The 19725-nt window shown below is 40.5% G+C and carries 16 protein-coding genes; 5 read left to right on the plus strand and 11 right to left on the minus strand.

Translation table 11 applies throughout. The annotated features are described in order from the left end of the window. Window positions 1–21: 21 nt before the first annotated feature. The 4 genes from IZT61_RS17020 to IZT61_RS17035 form a co-directional block, all read right to left on the minus strand. Window positions 22–543 (minus strand): hypothetical protein, encoded by a 522-nt coding sequence (locus IZT61_RS17020; RefSeq protein ID WP_196098230.1) that lies wholly within the window; start codon window positions 541–543, stop codon window positions 22–24. Window positions 544–721: 178 nt separating this feature from the next. After that, window positions 722–1243, minus strand: coding sequence for a hypothetical protein (locus IZT61_RS17025; RefSeq protein WP_196098231.1), 522 nt, complete (start codon window positions 1241–1243; stop codon window positions 722–724). Between the two features lie 164 nt (window positions 1244–1407). Further along, complete coding sequence (locus IZT61_RS17030; protein WP_196098232.1) at window positions 1408–1923, minus strand: hypothetical protein; 516 nt, start codon at window positions 1921–1923, stop codon at window positions 1408–1410. A gap of 17 nt (window positions 1924–1940) precedes the next feature. Beyond that, entirely contained in the window at window positions 1941–3050 is a 1110-nt protein-coding gene (locus tag IZT61_RS17035) for a hypothetical protein (protein ID WP_196098233.1), read from the minus strand. Window positions 3051–3234: 184 nt separating this feature from the next. Between IZT61_RS17035 and IZT61_RS17040 the strand changes: the two genes are divergently transcribed. From IZT61_RS17040 to IZT61_RS17060, 5 genes are all read left to right on the plus strand, one after another. After that, entirely contained in the window at window positions 3235–3894 is a 660-nt protein-coding gene (locus IZT61_RS17040) for a GDSL-type esterase/lipase family protein (RefSeq protein WP_196098234.1), read from the plus strand. A 62-nt stretch (window positions 3895–3956) separates the two neighbouring features. Then, window positions 3957–5156, plus strand: coding sequence for a hypothetical protein (locus tag IZT61_RS17045; RefSeq protein ID WP_196098235.1), 1200 nt, complete (start codon window positions 3957–3959; stop codon window positions 5154–5156). 55 nt (window positions 5157–5211) lie between these two features. Next, window positions 5212–7536, plus strand: coding sequence for a TonB-dependent receptor (locus IZT61_RS17050; protein WP_196098236.1), 2325 nt, complete (start codon window positions 5212–5214; stop codon window positions 7534–7536). A 2-nt stretch (window positions 7537–7538) separates the two neighbouring features. Beyond that, window positions 7539–8342, plus strand: a complete 804-nt coding sequence (locus IZT61_RS17055; protein WP_196098237.1) for a DUF4249 domain-containing protein — start codon at window positions 7539–7541, stop codon at window positions 8340–8342. Between the two features lie 344 nt (window positions 8343–8686). Continuing rightward, window positions 8687–9646, plus strand: coding sequence for a 2-hydroxyacid dehydrogenase (locus IZT61_RS17060; RefSeq protein WP_196098238.1), 960 nt, complete (start codon window positions 8687–8689; stop codon window positions 9644–9646). 80 nt (window positions 9647–9726) lie between these two features. Here the strand turns inward: IZT61_RS17060 and IZT61_RS17065 are convergent, their stop codons facing one another. From IZT61_RS17065 to IZT61_RS17095, 7 genes are all read right to left on the minus strand, one after another. Continuing rightward, window positions 9727–12453, minus strand: coding sequence for an Ig-like domain-containing protein (locus IZT61_RS17065; RefSeq protein ID WP_196098239.1), 2727 nt, complete (start codon window positions 12451–12453; stop codon window positions 9727–9729). 479 nt (window positions 12454–12932) lie between these two features. Continuing rightward, window positions 12933–13565 (minus strand): nitroreductase family protein, encoded by a 633-nt coding sequence (locus tag IZT61_RS17070; protein ID WP_196098240.1) that lies wholly within the window; start codon window positions 13563–13565, stop codon window positions 12933–12935. 305 nt (window positions 13566–13870) lie between these two features. Beyond that, window positions 13871–14980: an endonuclease/exonuclease/phosphatase family protein gene (locus IZT61_RS17075; protein WP_196098241.1), complete on the minus strand. Its 1110-nt coding sequence runs from the start codon at window positions 14978–14980 to the stop codon at window positions 13871–13873. Continuing rightward, window positions 14980–15837: a rhomboid family intramembrane serine protease gene (locus tag IZT61_RS17080; protein WP_196098242.1), complete on the minus strand. Its 858-nt coding sequence runs from the start codon at window positions 15835–15837 to the stop codon at window positions 14980–14982. Before IZT61_RS17080 ends, IZT61_RS17075 begins: the two co-directional genes overlap by 1 nt. Continuing rightward, window positions 15830–16543 (minus strand): rhomboid family intramembrane serine protease, encoded by a 714-nt coding sequence (locus tag IZT61_RS17085; RefSeq protein ID WP_196098243.1) that lies wholly within the window; start codon window positions 16541–16543, stop codon window positions 15830–15832. The genes IZT61_RS17080 and IZT61_RS17085 overlap by 8 nt, the downstream gene beginning before the upstream one ends. Before the next feature lie 201 nt (window positions 16544–16744). Next, window positions 16745–18580: a DNA mismatch repair endonuclease MutL gene (gene mutL, locus IZT61_RS17090; RefSeq protein ID WP_196098244.1), complete on the minus strand. Its 1836-nt coding sequence runs from the start codon at window positions 18578–18580 to the stop codon at window positions 16745–16747. A gap of 476 nt (window positions 18581–19056) precedes the next feature. Next, window positions 19057–19722, minus strand: a complete 666-nt coding sequence (locus IZT61_RS17095; protein ID WP_196098245.1) for a tetratricopeptide repeat protein — start codon at window positions 19720–19722, stop codon at window positions 19057–19059. Window positions 19723–19725 lie beyond the last annotated feature (3 nt).

Below are 19725 nucleotides of genomic sequence, written 5' to 3' on the forward strand. Positions count from 1 at the left end.
GTTCGATTTAATAATGAGATGTTAATTTTTAAACTTCGCATTGTTTAACAAATCTTTTAAAATAGCAGCGGCCTTGTCCTTATCCTCTTTTTTATATTTTATAAAACCATTTAAATAAAGACCGTTATGTGGCTGAGAGTTAAAACGGTAGTAACATTCATCATTTTCTTGTGTATTTATTATTAAATAATTAATACTGCTATAATTCTTAATCTCAGAGCTAACAAGTGTAGAAGTTTTATCCAAATTATATAAATAAACTTTTTCTTTTTGAATTTCTGTTAGGGTTCTCTTGGTAATCCCTTCAATAACTTGCCATAAGCCGATGTAAACACCATCTTTTTCATATATCTTATTGTCTTTCGGTAAATATTTTACGTCACTTTTATCGAGCAAGCCTTTGGGCTTCTCTAACATTTCAGCGCTGCTTAAAGGTTTCAGTTCTTTAGTATCACTAATTTGTGCCACCCCGCCAACTGTTATTTGCTGTGCCCTTAGCCGAAGGCTTAATAGGCAAAGTATAGATATTAGATAGATTTTCATATCATTTTCGAGTAAAATACGGACAAGATATTTCATAATAAAGTCGCCAGTGCCGCCTTAGGCCATGCCAACAGGTTTAAAATCTGTTGAGCCGCAGCACTCCTAACCCATTGAAAACCGTTAATAGAAGAGCAAAATCGCACTGTTCTTTAAACAAGTTTGATTTAATAATGAGATGTTAATTTTTAAACTTCGCATTGTTTAACAAATCTTTTAAAATAGCAGCGGCCTTGTCCTTATCCTCTTTTTTATATTTTATAAAACCATTAATAGATCGCATATTGTGTGTTTCAGAAAAAAATCGATAGTAGTATTCTCCCTTATCAATTTCATTTATAATGAAGTACTTAATATTATTATAAGTTTTGATCTCGGAACCAATTACGGCGATCGTGTTTACCAATTTGTAGATCCCCTCTAATTCTTTTTGAACTTGTTCAAGTGTCCTTCTCGCATCTCCATCGGTAACCTGCCACAGCCCGATATAAACACCATCTTTTTCATATAAATTATTGGCCTTGGGTAAATATTGTACGTCTCTTTCATTGAGCAAACCTTTTGGCTTTTTTAACATTTCAGCGCTGTTTAGAGGCTGCAGTTCTCTAGTTGAATTGATTTTTGCTACACCACCAACTGTTATTTGCTGCGCCCTCAGCTCAAGGCTTAATAGGCAAAGCATAGATATTAGATAGATTTTCATATTATTTCGAGTTAAATTATGGACATGATATTTCTATAACAAAGTCGCCGGTACCGCCGTAGGCCATACCAACAGGTTTAAAATCTGTTGAGCCGACAGCAGTCCTAACCCATTGAAAACCGTTAATAGAAGAGCAAAATCACATTGCTTATTTAATAATAATTCTACTGTTTAAACTGTAGATTGCTAAGTAACTCTGCTAGAATAGTAGTTGCGTTGTCCTTATCTCCATTTTTATATTTAACAAAACCGTTAATTAATCGATTATTGTGGGCCTCAGAGATAATGCGATAATAATATTCATTGTCTTCTTTTGTTTGTAAGATCAAATATTTTACTCCGTTGTGCATTTTGATTTCAGAAGTAATTACTAGGAAAGTTTTAGAGAGTTTATATACCTCAATTAATTCAGCACGAATCTCCTCAAGTGTCCTTTTAGAAGAGCCTTGTTCAATTCCCCATAAACCAACGGCAGCCCCATTCTTTTCGTATAGGGTTTTAGGTGTCGAACCTATGTCGCTTTTTGTAATCAGACTGTTAGGATTTGCCAATATTTGTACATTTTTTAATTGCTTAGCATCCTTAGGTAGATTGATTTGTGCCACATCACCAACTGCTAGTTTTTGTGCCTTTAACCCTATGTTAAGCAAGCAAAGTATAAGTATTAAATAAGTTTTCATTTTTTCTTCGCGTTAAATTATGGACATAATATTTCTATAACAAAGTCGCCGGTGCCGCCGTAGGCCATACCAACAGGTTTAAAATTTGTTGAGCCAGCAGGTGCCTTGTACAGATTAATGGCCTCACCGAATAGGCTCAAAAGTGCATGCTCCGAGCTGCCATGTTCCGTGGTAAGCCTTATGTAATTGGCATTAAACCCAGCTTCATCTGCCTTAAACTCGAAGTATAACTTTTCGAGCGCTTGCCAGTTATTTACGGTAATTACATAAGTATGTAAGGAGGCAACCACTGTTACGAATACGTTCGACCTAAAAAAGTTCCTTTCCTCTGTGCTGGCGTTGCGAAGGGCCGGTACATTAATGTTGCTTACTAGCCAAATTGCGTCAGCCGGAGAGGGCGCCGAATTGCTCGGATGCCCGTGTGAAACGCCAACGGTAAAGCCATCGGTAGTGCTCCAGGTAAATTTTGGGTTAAAATTGTTGGTTGCGTTATCAGTTCTGACCGTAGTACTTTTATATGGCGAAAAAGAGGTAGGGGCTACCAATTTAACTTCGGCGCCATATTCTACACTGGTGTTGGTTGTTTTTGTTAGTATGGTAGAATTTTGTGCAGCGATTATGCTATCGCGGGCCATGTTGCCTACCAACATCTTTTGGAAACATGGATCTATTAAAGCCATATAGCCGTCATCGCCAGGACATAGTTGATAGGGCTCATACACTGTTGGCGGATAATAGTTAAACCCGGCACCAGTAACCAACTGAAAAGCATTGTTCTGTGCGCTTTGATAGGCATTTAAAGCTTGTTGATAACTTAAGTATAAGATACTTGCCGCTTTACTCAACTCTTCTTCAACAGAGCGGGCAATTCGATCTAAAAGCTGCGGATCGGTGCCAGCCGGATATCCAATGGTGTATTCTATAGATGGATAATAATAGTAACAGAACTTTGGCGGTACCCCTACCGCCATTAATTTATCTATATTATTTTGAAGTATGTGTTTATCTGGCCGATAAGTCGATTTTAGAAAGTTGAGTGCCTTTTCTGGTTCCTTTTTGCACGATCCTACAAATAAAAACAGCAATAGAAACGATAGCGAACCGAATGTATTATAAAAATTTTTCATAAAGAAAAAATAGATTATTTTCTAATATACGATTTTTTAAACAAATTAGGAATAAAAAAGCCTTAAATTGTTGGTTTTCTTTTTTTTATAATTACAAAATGCTCGCCGGCTTCGGGCGTTTTAATTTTTCATGCGCTAATTTTCCTATATATTGGTATATTGAACGCTCAATTAAAATCAAAAAATGAAAAAGTCATTTCTAACCATCCTCATTCTTCATTTATTTATTCTAACTTCTTTTGCTCAAAAAAATCCACCGTTTTGGGATGACGTGCAAACCATAAAAAAGTACGACCGGATGTATAAGCCGCCGGTTAGTCCTGTGCTCTTCGTTGGAAGTTCCTCGATAAGAAAATGGGACGATCTTACCCAGGTTTTCGCAAAATATAATGCACTAAACCGAGGCGTCGGCGGAGCGGTAATTAACGACATTACTTTTTACTTAAACGATATTGTATTTCCGTACCAACCCAAGCAAATTGTGCTTTATGTGGGCGAAAACGATTTACCGAACGAAGACGTTACACCCGATACGGTTCTGAACAGAACAAAGGTTTTGTTTAAGGCCATCAGGGCGAAATTGCCAAACGTCCCCATTGTTTATATCGCTATGAAACCAAGCCCGAGCAGGGAGAAGTTCAGGGAAAAAGCAGAAGCCTCGAACGCATTAATTCAGAAATTTTTAGCTGGCGATGCCAATACAACTTTTGTAGACATTTATCCGTTAATGTTAACCAAAGATGGAAAACTAAGACCAGAGTTATTTGTGAAAGATATGCTGCACATGAATGCCGATGGTTATGCAATTTGGCGAAAAGCCGTTGAAAAATACCTCATTAAATAAATCTTAATCTTTTAGGGATTTTGGCTATCTTCAAGTTTTAAAAAGCTAACCAAATCCCTATTTTGAAAGGCCCAAAACGCATTCTCCTAATTTTAGGCGCATTCTCTGCTGTAATAGTCATCCTATCGAGGTGTATGACTGCGGCTGATAAACTGCCAGACGATATTCGGGGCGAGGCTTATGCAGGAGCAGCAAGCTGTAAAACGTGCCATCAATCACTATCAGCCGATTATGCGCACAGCCCACACGGATTAACTTCGCAGAAAGTGAACGACAGCGATTTAACGGGTGTTTTTCCTCCAGATTCTAATTCATTTTCGCTCAATGCCAACGAAAAAGTTGTTGTTGAAAAACGAAAGGGAGGTTTTTATCAGGTAGCCTATAAAGATGGCGTGGCTGTTAGGGCCGAACGATTCGATATGCAGTTCGGTTCGGGCGAAAAGGCTTACACTTACGCCTATTGGCGAGGCAAAAAGCTATATGAGCTCCCGCTATCTTATTTTGCGGCCATTAACAATTGGGCAATCAGCCCTGGCTTTCCGGCACACATGTTTTATTACGATCGCGGCATTACAAGTCGCTGTTTAGAGTGCCACGGTTCGTTTGTAGAAAAGGAACTCAAGCACGAGTCGACATTTTCTATGAATGAGGAGATGAAGCAGGGCTCGATAATTTATGGTATCGATTGCGAACGTTGCCATGGCCCGGCAAAACAACACGTTGTTTTTCATACCGAAAACCCGGAAGAAAAAACAGCTAAATACATTACCATTTTTAAAACGCTAAGCAGGAAGCAGAAAATGGATGCCTGCGGAGTTTGCCATTCGGGCAATACGCTAATGGCGCAAAAATCTGTTTTTGAGTTTAAGCCGGGCGATGACATTGACAAATATTACGTGCAGGATTTTGTTGGCTTCGGAGGCGGCAAGCCCGATGTTCATGGCAACCAAACCACCATGCTAACAGGGAGCAACTGCTACATAAAAAGCAATAACATGACTTGCCAATCGTGCCACAATACGCACGAAAATATAAAAGGCAACCTGGCGATATATTCGCAACGTTGTATAAACTGTCATAAAACAACCAATCACAGTGAAGAAACCCTATCCAGAGGCGTTTTGGCCGCCAATTGCATCGATTGTCATATGCCCAAAGAATCCTCTAAACTGATTTCATTTAAACAGGCTACTAAAAACGAGGCAAGTGCATATCTGTTAAGATCGCATCATATTGGCATTTATCCTGCTGAGCGTAAATAACTAAGATGGTAATTCGTACATTTGATTCCATTTACAAAAATCAGATCGAGCAAGTATGCCCAACAAAAATTATTTAGCCGTACTCTTCCTTATTGTATTCCATTTTTCTGTTTTTGCACAAAACAAGTTCACGCTAAGCGGAACGGTGAGAGACGCAAGTACCGGCGAAACACTCATTGGGGCAACGGTTCGCATTACAGGCGCCACTACAGCGGCAGGTTTAACCAATGCTTACGGCTATTTTGCGCTTACTCAACCCGCCGGTAGCTACACCGTGGCCATAAGTTACACTGGTTATGCAACAACGAGCAAAACAATTAATTTAGATAAGGATTTAAAACTGAACACGGAGCTTAGGGCGGCGAACGATTTGGCAGAAGTAACGGTAAGTGCCAGTAACCGAAAAAACGAGAACGTTAAAAGTGCACAAATGGGTCTGGAAAAGGTGGATATGCAATCTTTAAATAGCATTCCTGTTTTGCTGGGCGAAAAAGATGTGCTCAAAACCATTCAATTGCTTCCCGGTGTAAAATCGGGAGGAGAGGGCAATACTGGCTTTTATGTTCGGGGCGGAGCAGCCGATCAGAACCTGATCTTACTTGATGAAGCGGTAGTTTATAATTCATCACACTTACTGGGTTTCTTTTCTACTTTCAATGCCGATGCCATCAAAGATGTTAGCCTCTATAAAGGCGGAATGCCAGCGCAGTACGGTGGTCGTTTATCGTCGGTTTTGGATGTTAAAATGGACGACGGCAATAACAAAGAATATCAGTTTCAAGGCGGTATTGGCTTAATTGCCTCACGTTTTAAGGCCGAAGGACCAATTGTAAAAGATCGTGGCTCTTTTATGGTCAGCTTTAGGCGAACGTATATCGACTTGTTTTTAAGGGCTTCGCCTGATTCATCGATCAATGGCAGTACTTTGAACTTTTATGATATCAACGCCAAGGCGAATTATAAGATCGATGATAAAAACACCATTTATATTTCGGGCTATTTTGGCAAGGACAATATCGGCGTGAAAGATCTGTTTGAAAATAACTGGGGAAATGTAACCACAACGATCAGGTTAAACCACATTTTTAACGACAGGTTATTTTCCAATACATCGCTAATTTATAACAACTACAATTATACTGTTCGGCTGCTAAGTGATGCGACAAAGTTTAAAGCCACATCGTTGGTTCGCGATTTCAATTTAAAAGAAGATTTTCAATATTTCAGCAATAAGCACATTTTGAGGTTTGGCCTTAACGCAACACAGCATCGCATTTCGCCAATTGCCATTACAACCAACCAGGAGTCGCAGGTGAATCCGCTCACGCAGGAAAAACGGTACGGACTAGAATCTGCAGCTTATATTTCTGACGAGTGGGCGGTAAACGAAAAGCTCAACTTGCTGTATGGGGTTCGATTAGCGGCCTTTTCGTTAATGGGGCCGGGTAATTTTAGTACTTATGATGCGGCAGGAAACACAACTTCGACAGAAAGTGTAGGCAGTGGGAAATTTTATAAAACTTATCTGAACCTCGAGCCGCGTTTCTCGGTAAGCTACCTCTTTAACGATGAAAATTCCATCAAGGCATCGTACAACAGAAATACGCAAAATATCCATATTTTAACCAATGCTACCTCCAGTTCGCCAACCGATCAGTACGTGCTTAGCAGCAATAACATTAAGCCAGAAATTGCCGATCAAATTGCAATTGGGTATTTTAAGAACCTGAAGGAAAACAATTACGAATTTTCTGGCGAGATTTACTACAAATGGCTGCAAAATCAAATCGACTATAAAAACGCGGCCCAGCTATTGGCCAACTCAAATGTAGAATCGGAATTGCTTTACGGCGTTGGCCGGGCCTATGGCATGGAACTGTTCTTCAAGAAAAAATTTGGCAGGCTAAATGGTTGGGTCGGCTATACCTTATCGCGAACGGAACGGAAGTTTGCGCAACTGAACAACGGCAATTATTTCCCTTCGAGGCAAGATCGTACCCACGATGTTTCGGTTGTTGGAATCTACAATTTGAATAAACGGTGGACGTTTTCATCGAGCTTCATTTACAGCACGGGCAACGCGGTAACGTTTCCGGCAGGAAAATATGGCATTGGCGGACAAACCGCGTACTATTACACCCAGCGTAATGCGGGCAGAATGCCTTATAACATGCGGTTGGATTTAAGCGCTACACTTGAGGGGAAAAACCGGGGTAAATATCATTCGAGCTGGAACTTTGGAGTGTACAATGCCCTTGCTCGAAAAAACCCGTATTCCATTGAGTTTATTGATGACCCGAACGACCCGACTAAAACGGTGGCAGAGCAAACCTCGCTTTTTGGACTTATTCCTTCAGTTACCTGGAACTTTAAATTTTAACGATGAAAAAAATAGTATACATCGCACTTTTTGCACTTTCGTTTTTGGGGTGTAAGAAAATCATCAGCATCGATACCGAAAACGCCGCTGCGCAAATCGTTATTGAGGGGAAAATTAATGATCGTTTAGCCGATCAACAAATCAAGATCACAAAAAGTGTGGGCTACACCGAGGCGAGTGTGTTTCCGGCAGTTTCGGGCGCTGCAGTAAAAGTTACTGACAGTAAAGGTGTTAAATACATTTTTACCGAAACATCGCCGGGTGTTTATACCAGCAGGATGAAAGGGGTGTACGGCGTTACCTATACCATGAACGTTGCGGCAGAAGGTAAAAACTACACAGCCAGTTCAAAAATGCCCAACTTCGTTAAAATCGATTCGATTGGTATTATTAACAACTCATTCTTTGGTAACGAAGTTAAAACAACTGCCGCATATTTAGTAGACCCCGAAGATGAAGCCAATTTTTACCGCTTCACCCTGAACAAAAACGGGATAAATTCAAAAGGCATTTACGTAAATAACGATCGACTTACGAATGGCAATAAGTTGCGCATTCAACTGTTTTTTGATAGCGGCAGTGATGACGACGATGAAGATGATCTGGTAAGCGGAGACAAGGTAGCTGTTGAAATGGAAAGCATTGATAGCAATATTTTCGATTATTGGTATGCTTTAAGTGGTCAGGCGGGTAGAGGGCCAAATCAGGGCACAACGCCAGCAAACCCAACCTCTAACATTTCCAATAATGCGCTGGGGTATTTCAGTGCTAACACCTACCAAAAAATAACGGCAACGGTAAAGTAGGGCAATTTGTAGATCAATAGGTCTACAAAATGTTGTCTGCATAGAGGCTGTCTCCAAATTAAATCCGATAGCTATCGGATTCGCCTTGCGTTTGATAACCTCTCCCTATCAACGTTTGGGTTAAAAACAATGCCTTTGCTTTCCCTTCCGACTTCTTCGGAAGGGATGTACAGACAGAGCAAAAACCACCGGCATTAAAAGGGAGAGGTTTAAGGCGCCAAATAAATTCTGAGCTTATGGTGTCGTTTTGCTTTTTGAGATAGCCTCCAATAACAAACACATCGTCGGTACAATCCATTCTTTATTTATAAAAAACACCTTCAACTTTTTACTGTTAATTAAACATGAAAGTATTTATAAGTGGCAATATTGCTTCGATTGGATTAAAACAATTGGAAGAAAACAACATTTCGTTTACGCAATGGAATGAAGACAGACAAATTACCGCGGAAGAGCTGATTGAAGCCTGCAAAGATGTTGACGGACTTGTTAGTGTAGGCCCGAACAAATTGAACGCTGAATTTTTAAACGCTTGTAAACATTTAAAGGTTATCGCGCTTCATTCGGTAGGTTTTGATCAGGTAGATGTTGGTGAAGCAAAAAAACTGGGGATCAAAATTGGCAACACGCCCGGGGTATTAAGCGCTGCAACCGCCGACACTGCGTTTTTGCTGATGCTTGCGGTTTCGAGAAAGGCGTTTTACCTGCACAAAAAAATTATTAGCGGCGACTGGAAAAATTATGAGCCTACGCCCGAACTGGGCATAGAGTTAAATGATAAAACGCTTGGCGTTTTCGGTATGGGCAAAATTGGTTCGGAGCTGGCCAAAAAGTGTGTTGCCGCTTACGGAATGAAGGTAATTTATCATAACCGATCGCGTAACGAGGAAGCTGAGAAAGAGCTCGAGGCCAAATATGTGTCGTTTGAAGAGTTACTTGCAGAAAGTGATGTGCTTTCTGTACACACCGCATTAACATCAGAAACCGAGGGAAAATTCTCAGCTGCGGTTTTCAAGCAGATGAAGCCAACCGCTATTTTTGTAAACACGGCAAGGGGTGCAATACATAACGAAGCTGATCTGATTGAAGCCTTGAAAGACGGTACGATTTGGGGAGCGGGATTAGATGTAACTAATCCGGAGCCTATGGATAAGGATAATCCACTCTTAAGCATGGAAAACGTTGCCGTTTTGCCGCACATTGGCTCTGCAACGGTAGAAACGCGTGCAGCAATGGCCGAGCTGATTGCCGAAAATATTGTGGCGGGCTTAAAAGGAGACAAGCTACCTCATGAGGTAGAATAAGCAGCTTAATTTAGCGAACAAAGAAGTCAAGTTTCTAAAAAACTCGACTTCTTCAAATCCTGTCCGATCTGGGATCAGAATTACTTCACTGTATATTTGAAAATCGATCTGCCAAGGTTACCGTTGGCGTCAATTCCTTCGATGGTAACTTTGTATTGCCCTTTACCATCGGCATTGTAAAACTCGAATGAAGCGTTTCCTGTAGCATCGGTAACAATTTTTGGATTCCAGTAAATGGTGGTTCTCAAATCATTGCGATTCATGCTCGTTGGGGTTTCATATTTGGGTGAGTAAAACTGCCTTTCTTTATCGTAGCCGCCCGGAGAAAATGTCAATTCGTAATATTTTGGCAGCAAATCCATTAATTGTGCCTTCGATATTTTTTGTCCTTTCGGCATTTTCTTTTGATTAAAAACCAACACCCCGTTAACGTTATTCGTCCGGTTTACCAGGCCAAGATCGTCTCTTAAAAAGATTTCTATCGATTCGAGCATGTTCACATCAATGGTATTAATCTGATTTACATCAACGTTCATCCCGTTGATAAAAATCCCCATTGGTGTTCTGTTGCCGGCGTTATAATCTCTGCTCACATAAAAATTACCATCGGCAAAAGTTACGCCTGCAAGCATGCCCTGTAAACAGTTAATCAGCAATCCACAGCCCTTTAAACGATCGCCGGAAACCTCGTGATCGGCAATTTGGCTTAATCCCGATAATGCCGGATAATCTTTATGGCTAACTTTTGGCGTTGCGGTAGCCTGAATGTTTACATCCTTCAAGGTGTGTAAATAGGCGTATTGCCTTTTACTGTTGGCCAGGTAAGTGGTTAAGGTACTATCGATGTTCAAAACCTCCTCGGCAGCGCTAAAATTTCGTGTTAAACTCGGTACCGGCGACCCGTTCATTTGCAAAGTCATGCTTCTATAATTCGGGTTGTATTTCGCGGTAATGGTAACTTTCGACGAATCGTTAAAAACAAGATTTTTAAACCTAAAATTCCCTACTGGATCGGTTGTCCCCTCTAAATTAAAGCGCTTATCTGGGATGGTGAGCAATAGTTGTCCTTTTCGCACCGGAATGCCATTGTTCATTCTTAAAATACCCGAAAGCTCTATCCCTTGCTCGGGTAAGAAATCGATTTTGGGCAATTTGCCTGCGATAATATCGGTGTAGTTGAAGCTGCGGTAACCTTGAGTGAGTAAAAGCACATCAAGATCGGCATTTTTCTTGGCATCGGGTGCGTTGAAATAATAATTTGCCTTTTCAATGTAGCCCTTTACATCGCTGCTGAGTAAAAGACCTGTTAAAATGGTACTTGTGGCATCTTCGCTCGATGGAACTTTGGTTTCATCAACTACGGCAACAGAAAAATTTCCCTCTACTGGCGCACCGTCTTTTTTTGCAGCAACATTAATTTTTACCTTTTTCTTAATTCCATAAGTTGTTGCCGGGCTCGAAAGCGTAACTACCATATTGTCTTTATGCTGAACGAAAACCAGGCGCTCACTCAATGGCTTTCCTTGTTCGTTAAATAAGGTGAGCTGCGCAATTCCATTCGGGAATTTAGATTTCAAAACCGATGTAAGATATTCTTTGTTGGAAAGCGCCGTTTGAGCGCCGTAACAAATAACACCTTTGCTTTGTGCAATTACATAGAATTTTTTGCCCTGATTTTCGGTAAAGAAAGCATCATTAGCCTGTATTTTAATGGCAATGTTATCTGCACCGGTGTTATCAACGGTTAGCGTAATCCCGTTAGGGGCAACGGCTGGCAGGTTATAGCTTTGGGTAGTTCCATCGGCATAAGTTACCGCGGCCTTGTAGGTTTTGCCTGCCTCGGCCAACAAATTAAAGCTCCCCATACCCAGGTGCTGGGCGGTAAATGTTGCTACCTGCTTGCCATCGTTATCCGTTACAATACCTTTGGAGCTAATGCCCAGTCCATCGCTTTTTACCGCTTTAAACGCAATTTTTGTATTCAAGCCGGCAATAAGGTTTCCCCCCTCCGGAAAAAACTGAAAGTCTTTACTAATTATTGCGTTCTTAAGCTGAAAACTGCTGGTAGCCACATCTTTTTCGGTGGTATTTATGCTTGTAATCAACTGGCCTTTTTGGAGCTGATATTCCGCCTTTTGTGCATGACTTAAAGCAATGGTTAAGTAGCCATTGGCATCGGTTGTTCCACGGCCTTTTTCGATAACCGTATAACTGGTTACCACCTGCCAGCTTACGTTTTTATTGGCATAAGGCTTGTTATTGGCATCTTTAAACTGCACACGGGCATCAATTTTTTCTAATTTATCCGTCGAGGTATTTTTGTAGGTAATGTGGGTTTTAACTTCTTTATCAATGGCTTCGCCTACATAAAAGGTTTTGTTAAAAAACGCTGGGTCCGCCATGTTCAACATCCACATGGTGTAGGCACGGATGTGATAATTGCCTTGTTTGTAGTTGACCTGATCGAGCGGAAAGTTCCCGTTGGCCAGACCGCCTGTAACCGGAAGCTTTAAAGTTTGTATCAACGAGTCGTTTTGATTGATTACATCAACATAAATGATTTTGCTCAGCCCCGATAAAAAGTTCTGATTTTCGGTAACATAAGCCTTAAACCAAACGGTGTCGGCAACTGCATAATAGGGTTTATCGAAGTGTAAGTAAATTTTTTCGGCAGGGAAATCATTTAACACCTTATTGGTTTTGGCAATGATGGTGTTAATGCTTACTGTATCGGTTTGTGCCGACGAAGAAAGGTGTATTGTTGATAGAATTGAAAATATAATAAGCGTTGTTCTAAAAATCTTCATTTATGCGAAATTAATGGCTCAGACTGTAAATATATCCAATTAAAAATAGAGCGCCTAAACAGATGTGATGTTTAACATTTTTTTACATAAAATGAGGCATAGCCTATAACCGTTGACTGAAGTCAACGGCAATGAGCATTGTCATCCTGAGCGGAGTCGAAGGACAGATGTGATTGTTTTTCTTATAAAAAAGTTATTCGATGCTTCTATTGACGTTATTTGGCAATTAGTTGATATATAGCCGTTAAATTGGGTTAGAAAACGATTATCGCAACCATGAACGGTCGTCATTCCCAATTAAATTGGGAATCTTAACGCTAATGCGCTCGCTTTAGGGTTCCCGCCTGTGCGGGAATGACGACAGCCGCTTAACTAATCCACATTGAGCTTCAACTGACGGCCATGTTTCAGAATGTTCAAAAAAAAAACGAGCCGCTGATTTAGCGGCTCGCAGTGTATGTAATCAGGACGTGAATTTCTTACTTAAATTCGATTACGAATTCATTTAATGGCGTACGAACCTTTTTAAGGTTTGCCAACCAGTCTGCAGATTCGTCTCTGTTGCCCAATGGTAATAAAGTTACGCTTTTTAATCCTTTTGTATCTAATCCCAAAAGTTTATCTAAATCAGGGCCATTAAAGCCTTCCATTGGTGTTGCATCTACCTTTAAAACGGCTGCCTGAGCAATGGCGATACCGAAACCGATATAAGCCTGACGAGCAGCATGATTGAAGTTTTCTTCTGCTGATCTGGATAAAACCATTCCTTTTAACTGCGCTTTATAGGCGTCTGTTCCATTTAAAGGTAAGCCACGCTCGCTATTCATTCTATCGAAAATAGCGTCAATTCCTTCTTCGGTATAATTTTCCTGAGCTGCAAAAATCAAAAGGTGTGAAGAATCTATAATCTGCGATTGCCCGAAAGCAATTGGAGCAATCTTTTCTTTTAATTCTTGATTGGTTACCACAACAACCCTGAATGGCTGTAGGCCAGATGATGTTGGAGCCAACAAAGCTGCTTGAATAATCTGATCAACTTTCTCTTGTTCTACCGGCTGACCGTTCATTTTTTTAACGGCATAACGCCAGTTCAGTGCATCTATTAAACTCATAATGTTGTTTCTTTCTTTATAGATACAAAGATGGATATTTCGGTAATACCATTTATTGATGTATGGTAAGAAATGGGGAAATATTTTAAGACTATTGACCTGAGTTCCTTTAATAAAACGTCCTTTTTACGTTATTCGGGACAGCATGACGACATGACTTGAACATACGGTTAACATGCTTTTTTATTAAAATATTAATCGAGCTGAGGCAATTAGATAATTACCACCTAAAAAGCGTTAGTACAGTTAAGCTGTTTTGCTCATTCCTTCCACTTTGGTCTTTCCGCTTTCATCTTCAGTCTTATTTACCGAATGAACTTTAAATCGCTCCGAACCGGAAAATGATCAGACAATTTAGCTTCGGTGATTTTGTAATTCAGTACTTCCAGTTCTTTTGAGGTGGCGATATAATCAATTTGAAAATTTGGGAATTTACCGTTATAGGTTTTGCCAAGGCCCGACCCTTTTTTTATGAAGCTGTTATTTAAGCCCGCGGTAATTTGGGTTACCACGTACGATGCAGGGGTATCGTTAAAATCGCCGGCAATTAAATAAGGCGTTTTACACGTTGCCATTTCCTTTTTCATAATATCTACCTGACTGCTTCGCTTTAAAAAAGCACTTTTAAGCATTCTTAAAATCCGTTTCGAAGGCTGCAGGTCGGTGTCCATCTTCTTAACTTTATCAAGATAATCATAGTCTTGTTTCTCAAAAGAGATCGACTGAAAATGGACATTATAAATTCTTAAGGTTTTGCCCTGAACCTTTAAGTCGGTATAAATGCTCATGTTTCCCGGAACACCCTCAATAAAAGGAATTTTGCCGCTTCCTTTAATGGGGTATTTGGAAAATATGGCCAGTCCGATTGCTTCGTACTCGTTTTTATTGGTGGGCACAAAATAGTAAAACCGGGTGTTTAAAAGCGCTTTTAAGCTATCGATGGTATCGAACTTGCCCGTGTAGCGGGTGTAAAACTCCTGAAAGCAGATTACATCTGGGTTTTGATCTTTAACCACCTGCAGCATTTGCGCTTTAACCGACTCATCGTTATCGCCTCCGTAAAGCTTAAAGTTATGAACGTTATAGGTCATCATTCTGATGCTGCCCTCTGGCTTTTCTTTGCCCCCGGTGTCGCCACCGATTGCGAACGTAGCCTTTAGCGTTTTAAAGCCAATGGCGATGATAACAATGGTAGCAATAGCAAACAGATACTTTTTGCGAATGAGCCACCACACAATAAAGAGGATGTTGATGAGCAAAACAAAAGGATAAGCAAGGCCGAAAAACGCGATGATGGCATGGTCTCGCGGGTCCATACTACCTGCCAAAATTCCGCATACCAAAAATATGGCCACGAGCATTGCAACAGGCATTAATAGCTTATCGAAGAAACTATATTTTTTTTGTTTTGCCATTAATCCTTGCTCGCCTTAAATAACTTTTCCTTTTCTGAAGCGGTTAGTTTATCGTACCCTGATGTGGAGATTTTATCGAGAATCTCGTCAATTTCCTGTTGCGAAACGCCACCTTTGAACTCACTTTTTTTAACTGGCGGCTTTTCATTTTTAACCACACGTAATTTTGGCTTGCGTACGAAAATTTTGCTCCAATCGTTACCGTTTTGCAGGCTTTTTATAAATACAAACCCCAACAGGGCACCGCCAATATGCGCTAAACTTCCACCGGCATTTACTGAACCTATCGCTATAAAATCGAGGATAAAATAGATGATGGCTATCCATTTAATTTTAACTTCACCAATAAACAAGAGCATAATTGTGTAGTTCGGTACCAGCGTTGCGGCTGCAAAAATTATGGCCATTACGGCTGCCGATGCACCAATTATGGTTGTAGCAATTAAACTGCTCGCAAAAACCGGAAATATATTCAACGCCAAAATAGCAAATAAGCCACCGGCTATGCCTCCGGTTAAATACACAAAATGAAACTGTCGGTTATTTAAGAAGTTCATAAAGATACTGCCAAACCAATAGAGGCCCAACATGTTAAACAGGATGTGAAAAATTCCATCGTGAAAAAACATGTAGGTAAAAATGGTATAAAACCTTTCGGGTAGCCGGGTAAAGCTGGCAGGCAGGCCGATATATTGACGTAGAAACCAGTCGAGATTTAAAGCCGAATTGCCCAGAAAGATGAAGACACCAATAATTGCGGTTATTAGAAAAATAATAACGTTTATCCCAATGTAAAAAAACAAAGGGTTGCCAGATCGAAATATCTTGAATTTTAATTCTTTAAAAGTATTATTCATAAAGTGTATAAAAATTGTCTTTTCTATCTTTCCAAATTTTAACCAATATAAATCCAATAATAGCGCCGCCTAAATGGGCATAATGTGCAACAGAATCGCCAGCAACCTGGGCTACACCTGAAACTAATTCAATAACTATATAAATCGGAATGATATATTTAGCTTTTACAGGAACGGGAATGAATAAGATCATCAGTTCTGCATTAGGGTAAAGCATGCCAAACGCTACCAATAGGCCAAAAATGGCGCCAGATGCACCTAACATGGGGCCATAATATATATCGCCTAATAAGTTAAATTCTTCTTTACTTTTTGCTGAATAAGTAGATATATCCTGAATGAAGTGACCGACCGTTGAATAGATTTCGTACGATTGCACAGCCCATTGCAGCGCCAAAGCCCCAAGACCGGTAATAAAGTAAAATATGATGAATTTTTTTCCTCCCCAACGTTGTTCTAAAATGCTACCGAAGCTGTATAGGGCAAACATATTAAAAATAATATGGAAGTAATTTACCGGGCTATGCATAAACATATAGGTAATGGGCTGCCAAATTCTAAAGTCGGGCGAATCGAAATAGTATACCGCAAACCATTGTACAAGCGGGTAGGTGTTGTTTGGATTCAGCGCCAATGTTCCGATGAAAAATAAGATATTGATAATCAGTAGGTTTTTAACTACTGGTGGTATATATATGTTGTTCATTTATTTTTAATATTTTTACTGTTTCCCTTGCGGGATGTTTCATTAAGGCATTCAGCATTGCTATGAAGGGCTAGAAAATAGGCTAATCTTTTAGCTTTAGTCTTCAGTCTCTAGCTTTCGTCTTTCAGCTTTTCCACCCTCAATCTTTCGTCTCTCTGACTCTCAACTCCTAACTCCGCCCTCAAAACTCCCAACTCCCAACTATCCCTTTTCAAACTTCTTATCCAGCTCGCCCAGGGTTATAGTTTGTATTACTGGTTTTCCGTTTACACCAAAGTTAGGCGTTTTGCAGGCGAAAAGTTCATCAATTAAGGTGTTCATCTCTTCCTGGCCCAAGGCTGTGCCTGCTTTTATGGCGCTGTTCTTGGCCAATGTTCTCGCCAGGCTATCTCTTTTTGTTAACTTTAATTCTTGTTGAGAGTTTTTAAAACCTTCGATTAATTGCTCAAATAACTGCGTTTCGTTAATGTTGCTGGTGCCCAAATCTACGGGGACTCCTTCAACTACCAACGTGTTTTTGCCAAATTCGCGTACATCAAAACCCAAACTTTTTATATCGTCCAATAAACTTTTTGCCAATTCAAAATCGTTGGCGTTCAGGGTAATCGTCTGCGGAAACAAGCTCTGTTGCGAAGCGCCCTTGCGATCATCTAAATGTACGAGGAAACGTTCATAAAGGATGCGTTCGTGTGCCATTTGTTGATCGATAACCATTAATCCCGATTTGATTTGCGAAACAATATAGCGATTGTGCAGTTGCATGTATTGCTTCTGTTTGGTTTCAATTGGCTCTTCGGTATAAAACGAAGCTTGTTCTACAACGGGTTGCTCTACAATTTCATATAACGAACCCCAGTTTTTGGCGCTTGGTTTTGCCTCATAATTTCTTGGCGATGATGAATAGCCCGAAGCGCCGCTGTTGTCGGTTGCAAAAGGATTAAAATCGGGATTGAAATTGATACTCGGCGGAACAATATCCTCAACCGCTTTTTGGGTAATCATATTGCTAAAGCCTGTTTCCTGATCAAAATCCAGGGTTGGCGAAATGTTGTACCGGCCAATAGAGCGTTTTACTGCCGATTTTAAGATGGCATATATCGATTTTTCATCAAGGTATTTAATCTCCGTTTTGGTCGGATGAACATTCACGTCGATTTTTGAAGGGTCGATCTCAATAAACAAAACGTACAGCGGGTAACTGTCGTCTGGAAGAAGATCGTCGAAAGCCGAGCTTACCGCGTGGTTTAAGTAAGGATCTTTAATAAACCTGTTATTTACGAAAAAGAACTGTTCGCCACGCGTTTTTTTGGCGAAAGCGGGCTTGCCAATGTAACCTTTAAGGTTGATAATGGTAGTTTCTTCTTCAACCGGAACGAGGCGTTCGTTGTAATTATTGCCGAAGAGATGCACAATACGTTGTTTTAAGTTCCCTTTTGGCAGGTTGAAAATCTCCGTTCCATCGTGGTGCAAACTGAAAAATACCGCCGGATGCGCAAGGGCGACGCGTTGAAATTCATCGATAATATGACGCATCTCAACGGGATTGCTCTTTAAAAAATTGCGACGGGCAGGGGTATTGAAAAATAAGTTTTTTATGGCAATTTGCGTACCCGCGGGGGTGGCAACAGGTTCTTGTTTGGTAACAACAGCGCCCTCGATCGAGATACACGTACCAATTTCGTCTTCGTGCCTGCGGGTTTTCATCTCCACCTGTGCAATTGCAGCTATGGAGGCCATGGCCTCGCCGCGAAAGCCCATTGTGCGGATCGCAAAAAGATCTTCTGCTTTTTTAACTTTCGAAGTAGCGTGGCGCTCAAAGCACATTCGGGCGTCGGTTACGCTCATTCCACAGCCATTATCGATAATCTGAATCAGCGCCTTTCCCGCATCTTTAATTACCAACTGAATCTTATCCGCACCGGCATCGATCGAGTTTTCGAGCAATTCCTTAACTGCAGAGGCCGGTCGTTGTACAACTTCTCCGGCAGCAATTTGATTGGCAACGGCATCGGGCAATAAGTGGATAATATCAGTCATGTATGTGGGCAATGTGAATTTGCTAAATTATGGAAAATAAGCTTAAGGATAGGGATTTGTTTAAAACTCAACATGTAAATGACTGGGAACGGTTAACCCCGACCATAACCACCCGTTAGATCGAATCCCGATTTTTATAGGGAGATATGGCTCTTTAACATACATTTACTAGTGCTTAGCTAACAGATTTCTCCTTTCGCTAAAAAAGCTCCGGTTAGAATGACGGAGAACGGGTAATAACCGGCACGCTGGTCGAGATTTTGATTTTTAATCCAACTGGCATTAGTACTTAGTCAACAGATTTGTCTCCCCGCTGGAAAAATCAGGATTCGCAATGACGGAGAACGGATCATAACCGCCACGCTGGTCGAGATTTGCAATCTTGACCTATCTAGATTTTGATTTTTAATCCCGACTAACGGCCATAAAAAAAGACCATCGTTCGATGGTCTTTTTAAAATTATAATGAGTTTTGTTTATTTAACTTGTTGTTGTGCTCTGGCAATATAAGCGTCTATCAATTGCGCTTCAGCACTTTCAGGGTATTGTGTTTTGATTTTGGTATAAGCATCAACGGCGCTACTAAAATCCTTTAGGTTTTCGTTAACCAGGCCCAATTTTTTCAAAAACATCGGCGAAGTAAATTTGCTTGCCTTATCTGATGCTTTTTTGTAATAAGTTGCCGCTTGTTTGTAATCTTTCAATTCGCTGTAAGCATCTCCCAATAAGCCTAAAGCCAAGGGATCTGCAACCGGGCTGCCAGTAGCGCTATATTTGCTTAACGCCTCAACCGCTTGTTTGTATTCGCCTTTGCGCAAATAAATACCTCCTAAATATAAGTTGGCAAGATTAGCCGATTTTGTATTGTCGTATTCTTCAGCAATCTGCTCCAAACCTGGGTAGCCACTTTCGCCCTTAACGGCTTTGTTCGATAAAGAATCTACGCCGATATATTGCTCTGCCTTAAACATTTTGCTTGCAGCTTCTTCGGCACGGCCTTTTAAATAAACACCTTGGTACCAAAGATATACTAAGATTAATAAAACTACAGCACCTGCAATGAACAGTAAGCTCTTGTTATTTTCCTGTAAGAAAGAACCTTTTTTAACGGGTTGAATTGTCTGGTTATCTGTTTTAGACATGTT

It is taken from the genome of Pedobacter endophyticus, assembly GCF_015679185.1.
Taxonomy (GTDB): Bacteria; Bacteroidota; Bacteroidia; order Sphingobacteriales; family Sphingobacteriaceae; genus Pedobacter; species Pedobacter endophyticus.

Excerpts from the sequence above, each read along its gene's own strand:
- IZT61_RS17020 (WP_196098230.1), bottom strand. The coding sequence starts at position 543 with ATGAAAATCTATCTAATATCTATACTTTGCCTATTAAGCCTTCGGCTA.
- IZT61_RS17025 (WP_196098231.1), bottom strand. The coding sequence starts at position 1,243 with ATGAAAATCTATCTAATATCTATGCTTTGCCTATTAAGCCTTGAGCTG.
- IZT61_RS17030 (WP_196098232.1), bottom strand. The coding sequence starts at position 1,923 with ATGAAAACTTATTTAATACTTATACTTTGCTTGCTTAACATAGGGTTA.
- IZT61_RS17035 (WP_196098233.1), bottom strand. The coding sequence starts at position 3,050 with ATGAAAAATTTTTATAATACATTCGGTTCGCTATCGTTTCTATTGCTG.
- IZT61_RS17040 (WP_196098234.1), top strand. The coding sequence starts at position 3,235 with ATGAAAAAGTCATTTCTAACCATCCTCATTCTTCATTTATTTATTCTA.
- IZT61_RS17050 (WP_196098236.1), top strand. The coding sequence starts at position 5,212 with ATGCCCAACAAAAATTATTTAGCCGTACTCTTCCTTATTGTATTCCAT.
- IZT61_RS17055 (WP_196098237.1), top strand. The coding sequence starts at position 7,539 with ATGAAAAAAATAGTATACATCGCACTTTTTGCACTTTCGTTTTTGGGG.
- IZT61_RS17060 (WP_196098238.1), top strand. The coding sequence starts at position 8,687 with ATGAAAGTATTTATAAGTGGCAATATTGCTTCGATTGGATTAAAACAA.
- IZT61_RS17065 (WP_196098239.1), bottom strand. The coding sequence starts at position 12,453 with ATGAAGATTTTTAGAACAACGCTTATTATATTTTCAATTCTATCAACA.
- IZT61_RS17070 (WP_196098240.1), bottom strand. The coding sequence starts at position 13,565 with ATGAGTTTAATAGATGCACTGAACTGGCGTTATGCCGTTAAAAAAATG.
- IZT61_RS17075 (WP_196098241.1), bottom strand. The coding sequence starts at position 14,980 with ATGGCAAAACAAAAAAAATATAGTTTCTTCGATAAGCTATTAATGCCT.
- IZT61_RS17080 (WP_196098242.1), bottom strand. The coding sequence starts at position 15,837 with ATGAATAATACTTTTAAAGAATTAAAATTCAAGATATTTCGATCTGGC.
- IZT61_RS17085 (WP_196098243.1), bottom strand. The coding sequence starts at position 16,543 with ATGAACAACATATATATACCACCAGTAGTTAAAAACCTACTGATTATC.
- mutL (WP_196098244.1), bottom strand. The coding sequence starts at position 18,580 with ATGACTGATATTATCCACTTATTGCCCGATGCCGTTGCCAATCAAATT.
- IZT61_RS17095 (WP_196098245.1), bottom strand. The coding sequence starts at position 19,722 with ATGTCTAAAACAGATAACCAGACAATTCAACCCGTTAAAAAAGGTTCT.